This is a genomic window from Burkholderia oklahomensis C6786 (assembly GCF_000959365.1).
GTDB lineage: Bacteria > Pseudomonadota > Gammaproteobacteria > Burkholderiales > Burkholderiaceae > Burkholderia > Burkholderia oklahomensis.
In genome coordinates this window covers 266961-281267 of sequence record NZ_CP009555.1, presented here as the reverse complement: position 1 = coordinate 281267, position 14307 = coordinate 266961, and the positions used below count along the sequence as shown (strand labels likewise).

The window sequence follows — 14307 nt, the reverse complement described above, 5'->3', positions numbered from 1 at the left end:
CGAGCCGCGAAATGGGTGATGAAACATTCGTGCGCGGCGAACGTGCGCGCCGGCGGGCCGTGACGCTCATCCGGATGCGTGTCGCGAGTAGTCGAAGCGAGCGACGCGGGACTGATCGGCGCGTTGGATGCGTTGCGGTCCGGCACCCTGCAGGCGGTGGCCGCGCGCATCCGGCGCGGCGCGATTTGTCGCGGCAACCCGTTTCGAGACGCGCTCGACATCCCGAAACGCGAACGCGGATTGCAAGCCGATCGCATCGCATCGATGCGGTGCTCGGTAAATGGAAAAACGGCGAACGGCGAACGCGAACGACGGCAAAAACAAGACGAATCGCCGTACGGTCCGCCTAGGGTTTTCATATGCCGCGAACGGCCCGCCGTGTCGAATCAACGTGAATATAGTTAACCGATGGACCGGCTCGAATCCGGTGGTTTCGTCGCGGTGGAGGTCATCATGAGCTACAGCCTGGAGGGACGCATACTGGAAGTGTGCGATTGCAAGGTGCTTTGCCCGTGCTGGATCGGCGAGGATCCGGACAACGGCACGTGTCGGGCGACGGTCGCCTACCACTACGACAAGGGAAGGGTCGACGACGTGGACGTGTCGGGGCTGACGGTCGCATTCGCCGCGTTCGTTCCGGGCAACATTCTGCAGGGCAATTGGCGGGTGATCATCTTCATCGACGATCGCGCGACCGACGCGCAGTTCGACGCGCTCGCGAGCGTCTATCGCGGCGAACGCGGCGGGCCGCTTGCCGACTTCTCGCAGCTCTTCGGCGACATCGTCGCGATCGAGCGCGCGGCGATCGATTTCGACGTGCGCGACGGCAAGGGCACGCTCAAAGTGGGCAACACCACGTACGCGGAGCTCGAACCCTATCTGGGGCCGACCGGCGAGCCGACGAAGCTCGTCGAGAGCATCTTCTCGACGATTCCCGGATCGCCGGCCTACGTCGGCAAGGCCAGCACGTTTCGCATGCGTGAACAGAAGCTCGGCATCGATCTCGATCTGAGCGGGCAGAATGCGATCCAGGGTTTCTTCACGTTCCATTCGTGATACGTATCCACGCCGACGCGGTCTTGCGCATGCGAGCCGTGCCTCGCCATGAACGCAACATCGTCGCGCCGCGTGTTCGTGCCGCTGGCGATCGCGATGATCGCCGCGGCATGGGTCACGCTGTGGATGTGGGATAGCAGCCCTTACGCGCGCTTTCTCCACCATGTCGACTGGTCCGAAACGAATCTCGCCGGGTTATGCCGGCTGATTCCGGCGGGCGATGCGATCGTGCCCGCGATGCTGCATGCCGCCGCGTGGCTGCTGATGATCGTCGCGATGATGTTGCCGACCGTGCTTCCGCTGTTGCGAACGTTCGAGCGCCTGACGGCCGCGCGGCCGGACCGGAACCGTCTGATGCTGCTGGTGGTGCTCGGCTATCTCGCGGTGTGGAGCATGTTCGGGCTGGCCGTCGATGCGGGCGACGCCGGCCTGCACGCGCTTGCGCGGCGCACGCCGTGGCTTGCATGGCACGGATGGCTAGTCGGCGCGATCGTGATGACGCTCGCCGGCGCTTATCAATTCAGTTCGCTCAAGTATCGATGCCTCGACAAGTGCCGGTCGCCGCTGATGTTCGTCAGCGAGCAGTGGCGGGGCGGAAGCGCGCGGCGGGACAGCTTCCTGCTCGGCGTGCGGCACGGCCTCTTTTGCGTCGGATGCTGCTGGATGCTGATGTGTCTGATGTTTGCAGTGGGGGCGGGCAGCGTCGGCTGGATGCTGGCGCTCGGGGCCGTGATGGCGGTCGAGAAGAATCTGCCGCGTGGCGGGCGATTGAGCGCGCCACTGGGTGTCGCGTTGCTCGGATGGGCGGCGTCGATCGTCGTGACGGGACTTCGCCTGGTTTGATCCGCGGGTGCGGTGCGAGGGCGTGCGCGTTAGCCCGTCCGCGGCGCGATCGAATCGGACCTTATGACAGTGGAGGGACGCTCACGAGCGGATCACGACCGGCGCGGCCGATGCCGCATCGGCCGCGTAGCGGGGCGCTGCGCGCAATGCCGGCACCGCGACGCGCGGCGGGGCGGCCTCGAGCAGGCGATAGCGGGGCTCGGTTATGGATCGAACGTCGCCGCCAACTGCTTGTGCCGGCGACATGCTCGTTTCGTGTCTTCCGGCGATGGTCGCTTCGCGTTCGGCCCGCTGAAAACAGACTTGCCCTGAACGAGTGGCGCGGTGGCGGGGCGACGCGAGCATCGGCGGATCGGAACGGCGACCGCCCGTTTTCCGCTTCGTTGAAAAGCTCGTCAGGAATGCGATCGAATGCCGCCGAATTGCCGGCACATGACCGGCGACGCTGGGGCAACGATCGAGACGGCGTTCAAGGATGACGACATTCAGGATCGGGAACGAAATGCGCGCGACGGCGACACCGGCTCGCTTATTCCGGTTTCTCCGTCGCCCGTGCGAGCATCGCATCGCCGATCAGATCGTTCCCGCGCGCCTTCAGTGCTTCGGCGGCCCCGCGGATGTCGCGCACTTCCTTGTTCTGCCCGAGCTTGTATTTGCCGACGAGCCGCGTAATGTCGATCTGCAGGCCGACGATCGACTGGAGCATCGTGTCGATGTAGTCCTTCGGCGCGTCGATCATCTTCCACGGCTCGGGCAGCGCTGCCTCGTGCGTGCGCGTCAGCCGGGCGACCACGCCGCGCACGAATTTCTCGTCGTCGCGAACGGTGATGCGTCCGTGAGCATGGACGACGACATAGTTCCACGTCGGCACTTGCCGGTGGAACGCGTGCTTGCTCGGATACCAGGTCGGCGAAATGTACGCGTCGCCCGCACGGAACACGACGAGCACCTCGTCGCCGCCCGACACGTCCTGCCATATCGGATTCGCGCGAGCGACGTGCGCGCTCAGCACGCCGAGTGGTCCTTCGCCGGCGGCGAGCTCGAACGGAATGTGGTTCGCGTCGAGTCCGCCCGTTCCGTGCGTGATCAGGATCCCGAACGGGTGTTGCGTGATTAGTGCGTGCAGGACGTCGGTGCGACGCTCGTCGAAATGGGCGGGGACGTACATGGCGGCTCCACGGTCGGGCTGCGTTTGCGCAGCGCGCGGGGTTGAATGATTCAGCCATTGTCGTGCGAAACGGATTTATTCTGTAGAGCCAATTTGGATATCTTCTGATGAACCGGAATGATGGCGAGAATCGCCCGGATCATTGAGATTGCGTCGATCGGCGTGCTCGACCGCTCGGCCGGAAACCTGAGTCGGCAGTTGGCGCAGGCGCTGCGGGACGCCGTCCGCAAGGGCGACGTCAAACCCGGCGATGCGCTGCCGTCCACGCGGCTGCTCGCGGCTTCGCTGCGGATTGCGCGCGGCACGGTGGTCGATGCGTACGAGCAACTGATCGCGGAGGAGTTTCTGGAGTTGCCCGGCGGCACCCGGTAGCGCTGCGTCGACCCGGCATCGACGTCGTAGCGCACGACACCGCGCGGCTCCGCATGGGTCGGCTGCTCCGTCGCGTACAGGAAGCGATGGCGGCGGCCGGCCCGGCTCGTTGATGCGGGGCAGCTCGATGCCGGCGTCGTCGAGCGGCTGCTCGGCGACGATCCCCGTGTCGCGATCGATCACGTAGCGCCACAGCACGCCGACCGGGTTGTCGTCGAACGCGCGGCCGCCGCCGGCGACGCGCAGGAACCACGGATAGCGGACGACGTCGAGCACGATTGCCGAACGATCCCCGTCGTATGTATTGACTGCGTGCTGGATGAAGCACGGCGCGATGTCGAACCAGCGCACGTCGCCGCCGTGACGCGGCAGGACGCCGATGCGCGCGCGGCGCTCGTCGTGCCAGCGCAGCGGCATCCGGTGGCCGCGCGACAGCATCGAGAAGTCGTATGCGGCGTTCAAGTCGAACACGATGCTGTGCGTCGCGGTGATCGCGATGTCGTGCACCATCGACGGCGCCGGCCCCTCGATGTCGATGTCGACGGTCTGCACGCCCGCCGCGTCCGCTACGCCGTAGCGCAGCCACGGTCTGCTCCAGTCGGCGCGAAACGCGATCAGCTCGCCGGTTTGCGGATCGACTTTCGGATGCGCCGCCATTCCGTGCGCGAGACCCGGATGGCGGCGCGACGCGCCGAGGCTGTCGAGGCCGGCCGTGATCGCGAGCGGCGCGCCGCCTTCGGCGAGGGCGAGGATTTCGCCCGCGTGAATGAGCACGTTGACGTTCGGATTCGTGTCGACGAGCGACGGCGCGCGATCCGGGGCGTACACGCGCGCCCAGCGCTGCGTGCGCGCCCGGCGATTCCGGTAGCGCGCCGCGCGGCCGTCCTGGAGCGCCACCGCGTGCAGCATCGCGTCTTCCGGCCACCACGACAGCACGTCGTCGCCTTCGAAGCAGCCGCGCAGCGGATTGGGCCCGTTGCGCACGAGTACGCCGTTCAGGTCGCGCGGAATCGCGCCGGTCACCGGAAGGTCGACGAGGTCGACTTCGTCGGCGACGGGCGCCAATGCGCCCGCATTCAAGTCTATGGCTGTCATGTTCTCGGGCGTGGATTCAGCGCGCGGCGGGCGGCGGCGTGGCGTCGTCGTTCGCGAACGCAAGCGCGATCGCGTGGTCGCGCACGTCGGCGGGCCACGCGGCGACCCGTTCGCGCAGGCGCGCGCCGTCGTTCGCGAAGAGCGCGCGCGTCGCCTCCTCGAAGCCGGGCATGTCGCCCGCGATCGCCGACATGAAGTGGTACGCGCGCTCCTGCGTCCGGCGGTTGCGGTCCTGGTGCGCGTGCGTGCGGCGGGCTTCGTCGACGAGGCGGCGCAGCACGACGGACGCGCCGCCCGGCTGCGTTGCGAGCCATTCCCAATGGCGCGGCAGCAGCGTGACTTCGCGGGCGACGACGCCGAGCTTCGGACGGCCGCGGCCGCGCGGCTCGCTCGTGCCGCCATTTGCGTCGGGCGCGTCGGGTGCGCCGGAGGCGGATTCGCGAGCCGCGCCGTCGCGTCGCGCGTCGGCGTCGTCGGCCGACTCGGCCTGCGCGGCCTGCGCGTAGCGGGCCGTGATGTCGTCGTCCGAGCCTCGCGTGTCGATGTCGATCGAGCGCCCGGTCGCGTTGTCGAAGATCAGGACCGTGCCGCCGACGGCGTCGTTTTCGACGGCCCGCTTGACTGCGATTGCAACCGTCGACAGCGGGCCGGCCGCAAGCCGCCGATAGCCGTCGAAGGCGATGTGGGAAGGGAGAGGGGCGCTCATCATTGCATTGACCTCGAAAAATTCGAACAATGCGAATTTATACCCGGGTATAAATTGACAGTCAATAATACCCGGATAATATTTGCCGCCGAGCAAGCCGAGCAAGCCGAGCAAGCCGAGCAAGCCGAGCAAGCCGAGCAAGCCGAGCAAGCCGAGCAAGCACGCAGCCTGACAGCCGATGCGGCGCCCGCCGCGCCTGCCGAAATCAGGCGCGGCGAGCGCCCCAACCTACAAGGACCGTCGCCTTCAGCAGCGTCTCCAGCCAATCCGCGAACACGTGAAACCGCCGAGACAGATGCTGCCGATGCGGATAGAGCAGCGTCATCGGCATCGGCGCCGCGCGATGGTCCGGCAGCACTTCGACGAGCTCGCCCGCGCGCAGATGCGTGTCGACGTCGTACGCGGGAATCTGGATGAGCCCGAGTCCCGACAGGCAGCACGCGATATAAGCCTCCGCGCTGTTCACGGTCACGCGCCCCTGCAGCGCGAGCCGCTCGACCGTATCGCCTTCGACCCATTCCCAAGGCGCGACGCGCCCGCTCGACGGCGATGCGTAGTTGATCGGCCGATGGCGCGCGAGATCGGCGGGCGTGCGCGGCACGCCGTGGCGCGCGAGATACGCGGGGCTCGCGACGTTGATGAGCGGCAGGTCGCCGATCGCGCGCGCAATGAGGCCCGAGTCGCTCAGCGTGCCGACGCGCAGCGCGCAGTCGACGCGCTCCTCGATCAGATTCACCGTGCGATCGGTGACGCCGAGATCGATGCTGATCTGCGGATATTGGTCGAGAAACCCGGGCAGCGCGGGCGCGACGATCAGGCGTCCGATGCGGCCCGGCATGTCGACGCGCAGCGTGCCGCTCGGCCCGACGGTCGAATGACGGAACAGGTTCTCGGTTTCCTCGACGTCGGCGATGAGGCGCAGGCAGCGCTCGTAGAGCGCGGTGCCATCCTGCGTCGGCGTCACCTTGCGGGTCGTCCGGTTGAGGAGCCGCGCGCCGACCCGGCCCTCCAGTTCCTGGATCGCCGCCGACACCGACGAGCGCGGCATCCCGAGCGTGTCGGCCGCGCGCGTGAAGTTCGCGCATTCGACGACGCGCGCGAACACGCGAAAGAGGTCAATGCGATCCATCGGCGTCTCCGTGGCGAAGCGCGAGCGGAGACGGCGCGCGACGCGTGCCGGGCGCGGCGAACGGCGCGGGTAAGAGAGCGAGCTGGGTCATCGTCGTGGGATCGAGCGTGCGGCAATCGGTAATTGTTCGATTTCTCTGACGGGTGATGTCAGAAGTGATGGCTTTATAAGGATTTTATGGAATATATCATTCGAACGCATGCGAGGCGGCATCCGGCGGCCTCGCGTGTCGGAAACGGAGAGCAACCATGGCAGACCACAGCATCAAGGGCAAAACCGTCATCGTCGCGGGCGGCGCGAAGAATCTCGGTGGATTGATCGCGCGCGATCTCGCCGAGCATGGCGCGAAGGCGGTCGTGATCCATTACAACAGCCCGGGCACGAAGGCCGATGCGGAAGCGACTGTCGCCGCCGTTAAGGCGGCGGGCGCGCAGGCGGTCGCGCTGCAGGCGGACCTGACGACGGCGGGCGCCGTCGAGAAGCTGTTCGCCGACGCGGTGTCGGCGGTCGGCCGTCCGGACATCGCGATCAACACGGTCGGCAAGGTGCTGAAGAAGCCGTTCGTCGAGATCACCGAAGCCGAATACGACGAGATGGCGGCCGTCAATTCGAAGTCGGCGTTCTTCTTCCTGAGGGAAGCGGGCAAGCACGTCAACGACAACGGCAAGATCCTCACGCTCGTGACGTCGCTGCTCGGCGCGTTCACGCCGTTCTACGCGGCCTACGCGGGGATGAAGGCGCCCGTCGAGCACTTCACGCGCGCGGCGGCGAAGGAATTCGGCGCGCGCGGCATTTCGGTGACGGCGGTCGGCCCCGGCCCGATGGACACGCCGTTCTTCTATCCGGCCGAAGGCGCGGACGCGGTCGCGTATCACAAGACGGCCGCCGCGTTGTCGCCGTTCTCGAAGACGGGGCTGACCGACATCGAGGATGTCGTGCCGTTCATTCGCCATCTCGTCAGCGACGGGTGGTGGGTCACCGGGCAGACGATCCTGATCAACGGCGGGCATACGACGAAGTAAGCGACAAAGCAGGCGACGCGGTACGACGCGGAGAAGCTTGCGTCCGATGCGTGGCGATCGGCGGGAGATCTGGCGGGGAAGGGCGATCAGTTCGCGTTGACGTCGTTGGCGGCGGATTGCGTTGCGTTTTCCGTAGTCGCTGGGTCCGTCACGGCGGGCGCCGGTGCAGGTGCATGTGCGCCGCCGGCCGCTGTCGGCGTGGCGGTCTCCGCCTGCGTCGTTTCCGCCGGGACGGGCGCATTGGTGGCCGACTCGGGCGGCGGTGCGATCGGCGGCGCCGAAATCGACGGCTGCGCCGATTGAGACGACGACGCCACCGGCGCCGCCGACGGCGTGATCGACGACGAAGGGCTCGCTGAAGGCGCCGGAGCAGGCGGGGCGGTCGGCGCCGGTGCGGACGTCGGCGCGGGAGCCGATGCCGCGGCAGGCGCGGACGCGGACGCCGGAGCCGAAGTTGCCGCAGGCGCGGAAGCGGGCGGCTGCGCGGACTTCGGTGCGGGCATGGACGCCGTCGCGGGAGCCGACGCAGCAGCAGGCATCGAAGCCGCCGCCGGCGCCCCCTCGGGCGCGGCCGCGGACGGATGCACGGGCTCCGCCGGCGGCGTCGGCGCGGCCGGCGTCTTCAGCTTCAACGGCGCGCCTTCGGCCGTCTCCGCCGGCTCCGGCAGCGGCGCGACGCGTTCCTTCTCGGCCGCCTTGATCGCGGCCTTGTCGCGCCGCGTCGGATCGATCTTCAGAAAGTGATCGACGAGATTGAAGAAGCGTTCGTAGAACACGCCGGCGGGAATGGTCTCGCTCGCGATCTTGACCATCGCGTCGTCGCTCGAGCCGATCGGCAGCGACAGCGAGCCGAACACGCTCAGTCCGACGCTCGCCGACGTGTTGCTCTTCTTCAGCGAGTAGCGGTCCTGCACGGCGTTCACGTAGGCGATGCTCGACGCGCCGTCGACGTCCGCGTCCGCGCACACGACGTGGAATTCGATGACGACGTGCGAGTCGTTGCTCGGCTGGAAGTTCTTGCTGCCTTCGACCGCGTCCGGGCGCGTCGCGCTCGCCATATAGCCCTGGCTCAGCAGCGCGCGGCGTGCGGCTTCGCACGTCGCGGCCGATTTTTCGCGGAACGTGCGCGCGTACGGGCTCGCGGTCGCGTCGAATTGCTCCTGCTGATACAGGGGCTTGGGCGCGGACGAGCAGGCGGACAGCACGGTCGCGATCGCAACGGCGGACGGGACGAGGAACGGTCGGAATCGGTTGTGCATGGCGTAATTCAAAGGGGCCGGTCATGCGCCGCGCGAGCGGGCCCGGGCGGGGCGCCCGGGCTCGACGCCGCCGATCGGCGCGGGCGCGCGAGCGAATCGGCGCGGCGATCCGCGGGGCCTTCCGCACGCCGTGTCGGCCGACGCGATGTGGCATGGCGAGCCGGCTATTATAGTTTTTCTTGATGCGCGGCAGCATGAACGCGCGATCGCAACCGTCACGGACCGTTCTTTCGTACGCCTTTCGACGCGAATGATCGCGCCGCGACACGCATCGCGTGACGCCGGTTCAGCGGAGCCGGCGCGCGTCGGCCGCGCGGATTCGCCACGGCTGCCGGCGCACCGCGGCGTCCGTATGCAAGCACGGTTCCCGTATCGTTCGGCGCGCGACGGGCCGTCGCTCCGCAACGGGCGCAGCGTCGAATACGGCGGTCCCCGGCGGCGGCGTCGACGCTTGGGACGCCGCCGTCGCGTGCCGGCGGCGAATCGGCCGAATGCGGCGGATGCCGGGCGTTTTCATCGGTGCGGATCTCGTCGTCCGTTCGCGTGATCCGGCACAGCGCCGTCCGTCACGCGTTAATGCGCGTTTGCTTGCGCCGATACGCCGCGCTGATAGAACCCGGCGAACCGTTCGAGCTGCCGCCGCGCGGCGTCGATGTCGGCGCCGTCGGCGAGCACGGCGCTCGAAAAGCCCATCCGCTCCATCTGCAGCAGTTGATCGATCAGCACGTCGCCCGTCGCGCGCAGGTCGCCCGTGAAGCCGAAGCGCTTGCGCAGCAGATACGCCTGGCTGTATGCGCGGCCGTCGGTGAACGCCGGAAAATGCAGGTCGATGCGTGTCGCGCGCGCGATGCGCGCCGCAAGCGGCGTCAGATCCTCGTCGTTCGACACGGCGAGCGTCGCGTCGCCGCTCGCCGGCGCGGCGCGCGTCTCTTCGTCGTGGGCGCTCGCGGTCAGCAAGCGGAGGCGGTTCTGCGGATTCATGCGGCGCTCGTCGCGAAATGGCGCGCCGCGTTCGCGGCGGCCCTGAAGGGTTCCGGGCCGACGCGCCGGTACGCGTCGATGAAGCGCTCGCGGCGTCCCGCTTCGGTCTGCCGTACGCGCAGATAGGTCGCGACGATCGCGTCGACGACGTCGACGATCTCGTCGGCCGAGAACGACGGCCCGATCACCTTGCCCGGCTGCGCGGGGCCGCTCGCGGCCGTGCCGTCGGAGCCGCCGAGCGTCACCTGGTACCACTCGTCGCCGTCCTTGTCGACGCCGAGAATGCCGATGTGGCCGCTGTGATGGTGTCCGCACGAGTTGATGCAGCCGCTGATGTGCAGGCCGATGTCGCCGATGTCGTTCAACTCGTCGAGATCGTCGAAGCGCTCGGCGATCGCGTCGGCGATCGGGATCGAGCGCGCATTCGCGAGCGCGCAGAAGTCGCCGCCGGGGCACGCGATCATGTCGGTCAGGAGGCGCGCGTTCGCGCTCGCGAGGCCCGCGTCGCGCGCCGCTTCCCACAGAGGATGCAGATCGTCGACGTGCACCCACGGCAGCACGACGTTCTGCGCGTGCGTGACGCGCGCCTCGCCGGCGGAGAAGCGGTCGACGAGGTGGGCGAGCGCGTCGAGCTGTTCGGGCGATGCGTCGCCGGGCGCCTGGAGCCGGCGCTTGAACGACAGCGTGACGATCCGCAGTGAAGGATCCTTGTGTCGCGCGACGTTGCGCTCGAGCCAGCGCGCGAACGCAGGCAGGGGGGGCGGCGAGCGTTCGCACGCGCGCGAGCGCGGCACCGGCATCGGCATCGGCCGATCGCCGCGGCGGCGCGGGCGGCACGAACGACGCGCTCACGCGATCGAGCTCCGCCTGCGTAATCGTGTGCGGCCCGCCGTCGTGCTCGACGATCTGCCGAAACTCTTCCTCGACGTCATCGAGATAGCGCCGGCCTTCGGCTTTCACGAGGATCTTGAGGCGCGCCTTGTACTTGTTGTCGCGGCGGCCGTAGCGGTTGTAGACGCGCACGACCGCCTCGATGTAGTTCATCACGTGCCGCCACGGCAGGAATGCGCGCAAGAGCGTCGCCGTCATCGGCGTGCGCCCCATGCCGCCGCCGACGCTCACGCGAAAGCCGAGCTCGCCCGCCGCGTCGCGCACGAGCTTCAGGCCGACGTCGTGCCAGTCGGTCGCCGCGCGATCCTCGGCCGCGCCGGTGATCGCGATCTTGAACTTGCGCGGCAGGAACGCGAATTCGGGATGCAGCGTCGTCCATTGGCGCATCACTTCGGCGAACGGCCGCGGATCGGCGATTTCGTCGGGCGCGACGCCCGCGCGCTCGTCGCACGAGATGTTGCGGATGCAGTTGCCGCTCGTCTGGATGCCGTGCATGTCGACGGTCGCGAGGAGATCCATCACGTCGGCCGCCTTCGACAGCGGAATCCAGTTGAACTGCACGTTCGTGCGCGTCGTGAAGTGCGCGTTGCGCGTCGGCAGGCGCGCGGTGCCGAGCCGCGCTTGCGCATCGCAAGCGGCGCGGTAGAGCGCGGGGTCCGGCACGTCGTAGTCGCGCGCGATGCGGGCGAGCACGCGGATCTGCGCGCTCGACAACTCGCCGTACGGCACCGCGACGCGCAGCATCGGCGCGTGGCGCTGCACGTACCAGCCGTTCTGCAGGCGCAGCGGGCGGAATGCGTCTTCGCTCAGCGCGCCTTGCTGCCAGCGATCGACCTGATCGCGAAACTGGGCGGCGCGGCTGCGCACGAACGCCTTGTCGAACTCGGTGTATCGGTACATGGTTGAAAAAAAATGCGGTGGGCAGGACGCGCGACGATGCGCGTCGATCGTGATGCGCCGCAGCGGCGGCGCGAAGGTCTCAAAGAGTAGGGAGCGCGGCTGCGCGAAACAAGCAGCAGATTCGAGCGAATCTTGCGCAGCAGATGCGGATGCGCAGCCGCGGCGCGGGATTCGCGAGAAGGCGGCGCAGCGGCGATGGCCGCGGCGGTGAAGCGGCGGCCGAGCGACGGCGCGCGGTGACGCGCCGCGAAGCTGCTGCGCGAAAACAGTCGCGAACTGCTGCTTTCATCGCTCGACGCGTGCGTCTATCGTGATGCGCATGAAGAGCGGCTCGATTCCGTTGGCCGCGATAGCGGAGGATTGCGATGGGGCTGGCGAGAATGTTGCGAATGGTGCTGTGGAGTTTCTTCGGCGTGCGCAAGGGGGCCGAGCATCAGGCCGATCTCGCGTCGGTGAAGCTGCCCTGGGTGCCGGTGATGGCGGTGATGCTCGCCGCCTGCTTCGGCGGCTTCCTGTTTGCGATGGCGAAGATCGCGACCACCATGATGCACTGAGCGCGGGGCCGGCCCGCCGCATGAGCGCTCGATATCGTGCGCGGGCAGTCAGCGCCGCTTGCGCACGGACGGCTGCGCGACGAGCTCGCCGACGATGCGGATCGCGTCGTCGACGCCGGCGGTCCACGGATGGCCGAAGTTGAGCCGCACGCAGCGCTCGAAAGCATGCGCGGCGGAAAAGAGCGGTCCCGGCGCGACGCTGACGCCGCGCCGGATCGCCTGGCGATGCAGCTCCATCGCGTCGATCGCGTCGGGAAACGCCAGCCACAGGAAATAGCCGCCGTCGGGCAGCGTCCAGTGCACGTCGGGCGGCAGACGGCGCATCAGCGCATCGTTCATCCGCGCTATCTGGCTGCGCAGCGCGCCGCGCAGCTTGCGCAGATGCCGGTCGTAGCCGCCGTGCTCGAGATAATCGGCGATGCCGGCCTGCGCGGGAATGCTCGCGGACAGCGTCGTCATCAACTTGAGCCGCCGCACCCTTTCGGCGAAGCGGCCGGCCGACGCCCAGCCGATCCGGTAGCCGGGCGCGAGCGTCTTCGAGAACGAGCTGCAGTGCATGACGAGCCCGTGCTTGTCGAATGCGCGCGCGGGCGGCGGATAGTCCGGCCCGTGGTGCAGCTCGCCGTAGACATCGTCTTCGATCAGCGGCACCTCGCGCGCGGCGAGCAGATCGACGAGCGCTTTCTTCTTGTCGACCGGCAGCGTGACGCCTGTCGGATTCTGGAAGTTCGTCATGAACCAGCACGCGCGCACGTCGTGGCGGTCGAGCGCCGCCGCGAGCGCGTCGAGGTCGAGGCCCGTGCGCGGATCGACCGGAATCTCGACCGCGCGCAGGTCGAGCCGCTCGATCGCCTGCAGCGCCGCATAGAAGCCGGGCGCCTCGACGGCGACCACGTCGCCGGGCCGCGTGACGGCCATCAGACAGAGATTGAGCGCCTCGAGCGCGCCGTTCGTCACGACGATCTCGTCGATCGGCTGCGATACGCCGATGCCGAGGTAGCGCAGCGCGATCTGGCGGCGCAACTGCTCGTTGCCGGGCGGCAGATCGACGACGGCGCTCCACGGGCTCACGAGCCGCGTTGCTTGCGCGAGCGATTTCGCGAGGCGCGGCAGCGGAAACAGGTGCGGCGACGGAAACGCGGAGCCGAGCGGCGCGATGCCCGGATGCGTCGCGGCTTCGAGCACGGAGAACACGAGATCGCTGATGTCGACCTTGCGCGATTCGGCGGGCGCGCCGCCGCGTGTCTCCGGGACGGCCGGCGCCGTGCGGCCGGTGCTCGCGCCGGTGCTCGCCTGCGCGCTGTGCGCGACGTAGTAGCCCGAGCGTTCGCGCGCGCGGATCAAGCCCCACTGCTCGAGCAGGTAGTACGCACGAAACACCGTCGACTGGCTGACGCGATGTTGGGCGATCATCTGGCGCAGCGACGGCATGCGCATGCCGGCCGCGATGTTGCCGGAGCGGATGTCGTCGGCCATCGCGCGGGCGAGCGTTTCGTAACGTTTCATCGACGAAGAGCGGATTGAACGGCGGCGCGCCGGCGGCGGCCGGCTGGCGCCGTGCCGGCACGGCGGCTCATTGTCTTATGCGGTGCCGCAAAAGAAAAGCCGCGGCGGGGCGGCGGCGAGCGCGCGAGCGAGCGACTACAGGCCGTGCCGCATCGCGACGCGCAGACGGCGCTCCTCGCTCGCGTAGAGCTTCTTCAGGAAATCGCGTCGCGAGCACGTGCCGCCGTCGAGCACGGCGAGGTCGATTTCGAGGAAGAACGCCTCGGGCTCGCGAAACAGGATCTCGCGATAGGCGATGTCGATGAATGCCCGGTTGGGCTCGGCGGCCGCCGTGTCGATCAGGTGCGTCCAGTCCGTCTGCTTCGACGCGCGCACGGCGAAGAGCCAGTGATCGACGAGCTTGAATTCGTCGATCTCGAAACCGGCGGCGATGACGTGCGCCTTCAGCGTCGATTCGGTGAAGCCCGTGTAGTGAAAGTCGCCCGCGTGGACTTGATTGCCGAACAGGAAGCTCGTGAATTTCTCCTGATCGGCGTAGTTCTGATGCTGCTGGATCAGGTCGGCGACACCGAGGATGCTCGATGTCTCGAGCTCGAGCACGCCGCCCGGCGCGATGAGATCGGCCCATTCGAGAATCGCGTTCGCCGTTTCGGCGCGCGGAATGTGCTCGATGACATCCTTGGCGAGCAATTCGCTGAATTGCTTTCGCGGCAGCTCGCTGAAATTGTTGTCGGTAATCAGGATGTCGGGCTGGCACGTCGGGTCCATGTCGACGTTCAAATAGTCTGGCCGCTTGTCGTGGCCGCAGCCGATATTGATTTTGTC

The 14307-nt window shown here is 68.1% G+C and carries 13 protein-coding genes and 3 pseudogenes; 6 read left to right on the top strand and 10 right to left on the bottom strand.

Annotated elements, in window-relative coordinates:
* Positions 1 to 78: 78 nt before the first annotated feature.
* Genes BG90_RS36055 through BG90_RS01270 form a run of 3 tightly spaced genes read left to right on the top strand, consistent with a single transcriptional unit; the run spans position 79 to position 1899 of the window.
* Positions 79 to 405 (top strand): hypothetical protein, encoded by a 327-nt coding sequence (locus BG90_RS36055; protein ID WP_157135614.1) that lies wholly within the window; start codon positions 79 to 81, stop codon positions 403 to 405.
* A 48-nt stretch (positions 406 to 453) separates the two neighbouring features.
* Positions 454 to 1056: a DUF1326 domain-containing protein gene (locus tag BG90_RS01275; RefSeq protein ID WP_010114785.1), complete on the top strand. Its 603-nt coding sequence runs from the start codon at positions 454 to 456 to the stop codon at positions 1054 to 1056.
* A 48-nt stretch (positions 1057 to 1104) separates the two neighbouring features.
* A complete protein-coding gene (locus BG90_RS01270; protein WP_010114787.1) occupies positions 1105 to 1899 on the top strand; it encodes a DUF2182 domain-containing protein in 795 nt (264 codons plus the stop codon).
* 81 nt (positions 1900 to 1980) lie between these two features.
* On the opposite strand, the gene BG90_RS36050 is transcribed toward BG90_RS01270, so the two are convergent.
* Both BG90_RS36050 and BG90_RS01265 read right to left on the bottom strand, forming a co-directional pair.
* Positions 1981 to 2145 (bottom strand): hypothetical protein, encoded by a 165-nt coding sequence (locus BG90_RS36050; RefSeq protein WP_158335876.1) that lies wholly within the window; start codon positions 2143 to 2145, stop codon positions 1981 to 1983.
* Between the two features lie 283 nt (positions 2146 to 2428).
* Positions 2429 to 3067 (bottom strand): FMN-binding negative transcriptional regulator, encoded by a 639-nt coding sequence (locus tag BG90_RS01265; RefSeq protein ID WP_010102735.1) that lies wholly within the window; start codon positions 3065 to 3067, stop codon positions 2429 to 2431.
* Positions 3068 to 3187: 120 nt separating this feature from the next.
* Here BG90_RS01265 and BG90_RS31520 point away from each other — a divergent pair.
* A pseudogene (locus BG90_RS31520) lies at positions 3188 to 3430 on the top strand (GntR family transcriptional regulator); the annotation flags it as partial.
* Here BG90_RS31520 and BG90_RS01260 read toward each other — a convergent pair.
* The 3 genes and pseudogenes from BG90_RS01260 to BG90_RS01250 form a co-directional block, all read right to left on the bottom strand.
* Positions 3409 to 4534, bottom strand: a pseudogene (locus BG90_RS01260) (carotenoid oxygenase family protein); the annotation flags it as partial. The pseudogenes BG90_RS31520 and BG90_RS01260 overlap by 22 nt on opposite strands.
* 16 nt (positions 4535 to 4550) lie before the next feature.
* Complete coding sequence (locus tag BG90_RS01255) at positions 4551 to 5243, bottom strand: DUF2239 family protein (protein ID WP_025989759.1); 693 nt, start codon at positions 5241 to 5243, stop codon at positions 4551 to 4553.
* Between the two features lie 202 nt (positions 5244 to 5445).
* Positions 5446 to 6369 carry a LysR family transcriptional regulator gene (locus BG90_RS01250; protein WP_010114792.1) on the bottom strand — a complete coding sequence of 308 codons (924 nt, stop codon included), beginning with the start codon at positions 6367 to 6369 and terminating at the stop codon, positions 5446 to 5448.
* 248 nt (positions 6370 to 6617) lie between these two features.
* Between BG90_RS01250 and BG90_RS01245 the strand changes: the two genes are divergently transcribed.
* Positions 6618 to 7391 carry an SDR family oxidoreductase gene (locus BG90_RS01245; RefSeq protein ID WP_010114793.1) on the top strand — a complete coding sequence of 258 codons (774 nt, stop codon included), beginning with the start codon at positions 6618 to 6620 and terminating at the stop codon, positions 7389 to 7391.
* Positions 7392 to 7477: 86 nt separating this feature from the next.
* Here the strand turns inward: BG90_RS01245 and BG90_RS01240 are convergent, their stop codons facing one another.
* The 3 genes and pseudogenes from BG90_RS01240 to BG90_RS01225 all read right to left on the bottom strand — a co-directional run bounded on the left by BG90_RS01240 (position 7478) and on the right by BG90_RS01225 (position 11422).
* On the bottom strand, positions 7478 to 8650 hold the full coding sequence (locus tag BG90_RS01240) for a DUF2242 domain-containing protein (protein WP_010102746.1): 1173 nt from the start codon (positions 8648 to 8650) through the stop codon (positions 7478 to 7480).
* Between the two features lie 573 nt (positions 8651 to 9223).
* Positions 9224 to 9631: a DUF934 domain-containing protein gene (locus tag BG90_RS01230; protein ID WP_010102750.1), complete on the bottom strand. Its 408-nt coding sequence runs from the start codon at positions 9629 to 9631 to the stop codon at positions 9224 to 9226.
* Positions 9628 to 11422 (bottom strand): annotated as a pseudogene (locus BG90_RS01225) (nitrite/sulfite reductase). The gene BG90_RS01230 and the pseudogene BG90_RS01225 overlap by 4 nt, the downstream one beginning before the upstream one ends.
* A gap of 365 nt (positions 11423 to 11787) precedes the next feature.
* On the opposite strand from BG90_RS01225, the gene BG90_RS01220 reads away from it, so the two are divergent.
* Positions 11788 to 11976: a DUF2970 domain-containing protein gene (locus tag BG90_RS01220; protein ID WP_010102752.1), complete on the top strand. Its 189-nt coding sequence runs from the start codon at positions 11788 to 11790 to the stop codon at positions 11974 to 11976.
* 48 nt (positions 11977 to 12024) lie between these two features.
* Here the strand turns inward: BG90_RS01220 and BG90_RS01215 are convergent, their stop codons facing one another.
* Positions 12025 to 13482 (bottom strand): aminotransferase-like domain-containing protein, encoded by a 1458-nt coding sequence (locus BG90_RS01215; RefSeq protein WP_010114797.1) that lies wholly within the window; start codon positions 13480 to 13482, stop codon positions 12025 to 12027.
* A 135-nt stretch (positions 13483 to 13617) separates the two neighbouring features.
* Complete coding sequence (locus tag BG90_RS01210; protein ID WP_232288872.1) at positions 13618 to 14250, bottom strand: class I SAM-dependent methyltransferase; 633 nt, start codon at positions 14248 to 14250, stop codon at positions 13618 to 13620.
* Positions 14251 to 14307: the final 57 nt, after the last annotated feature.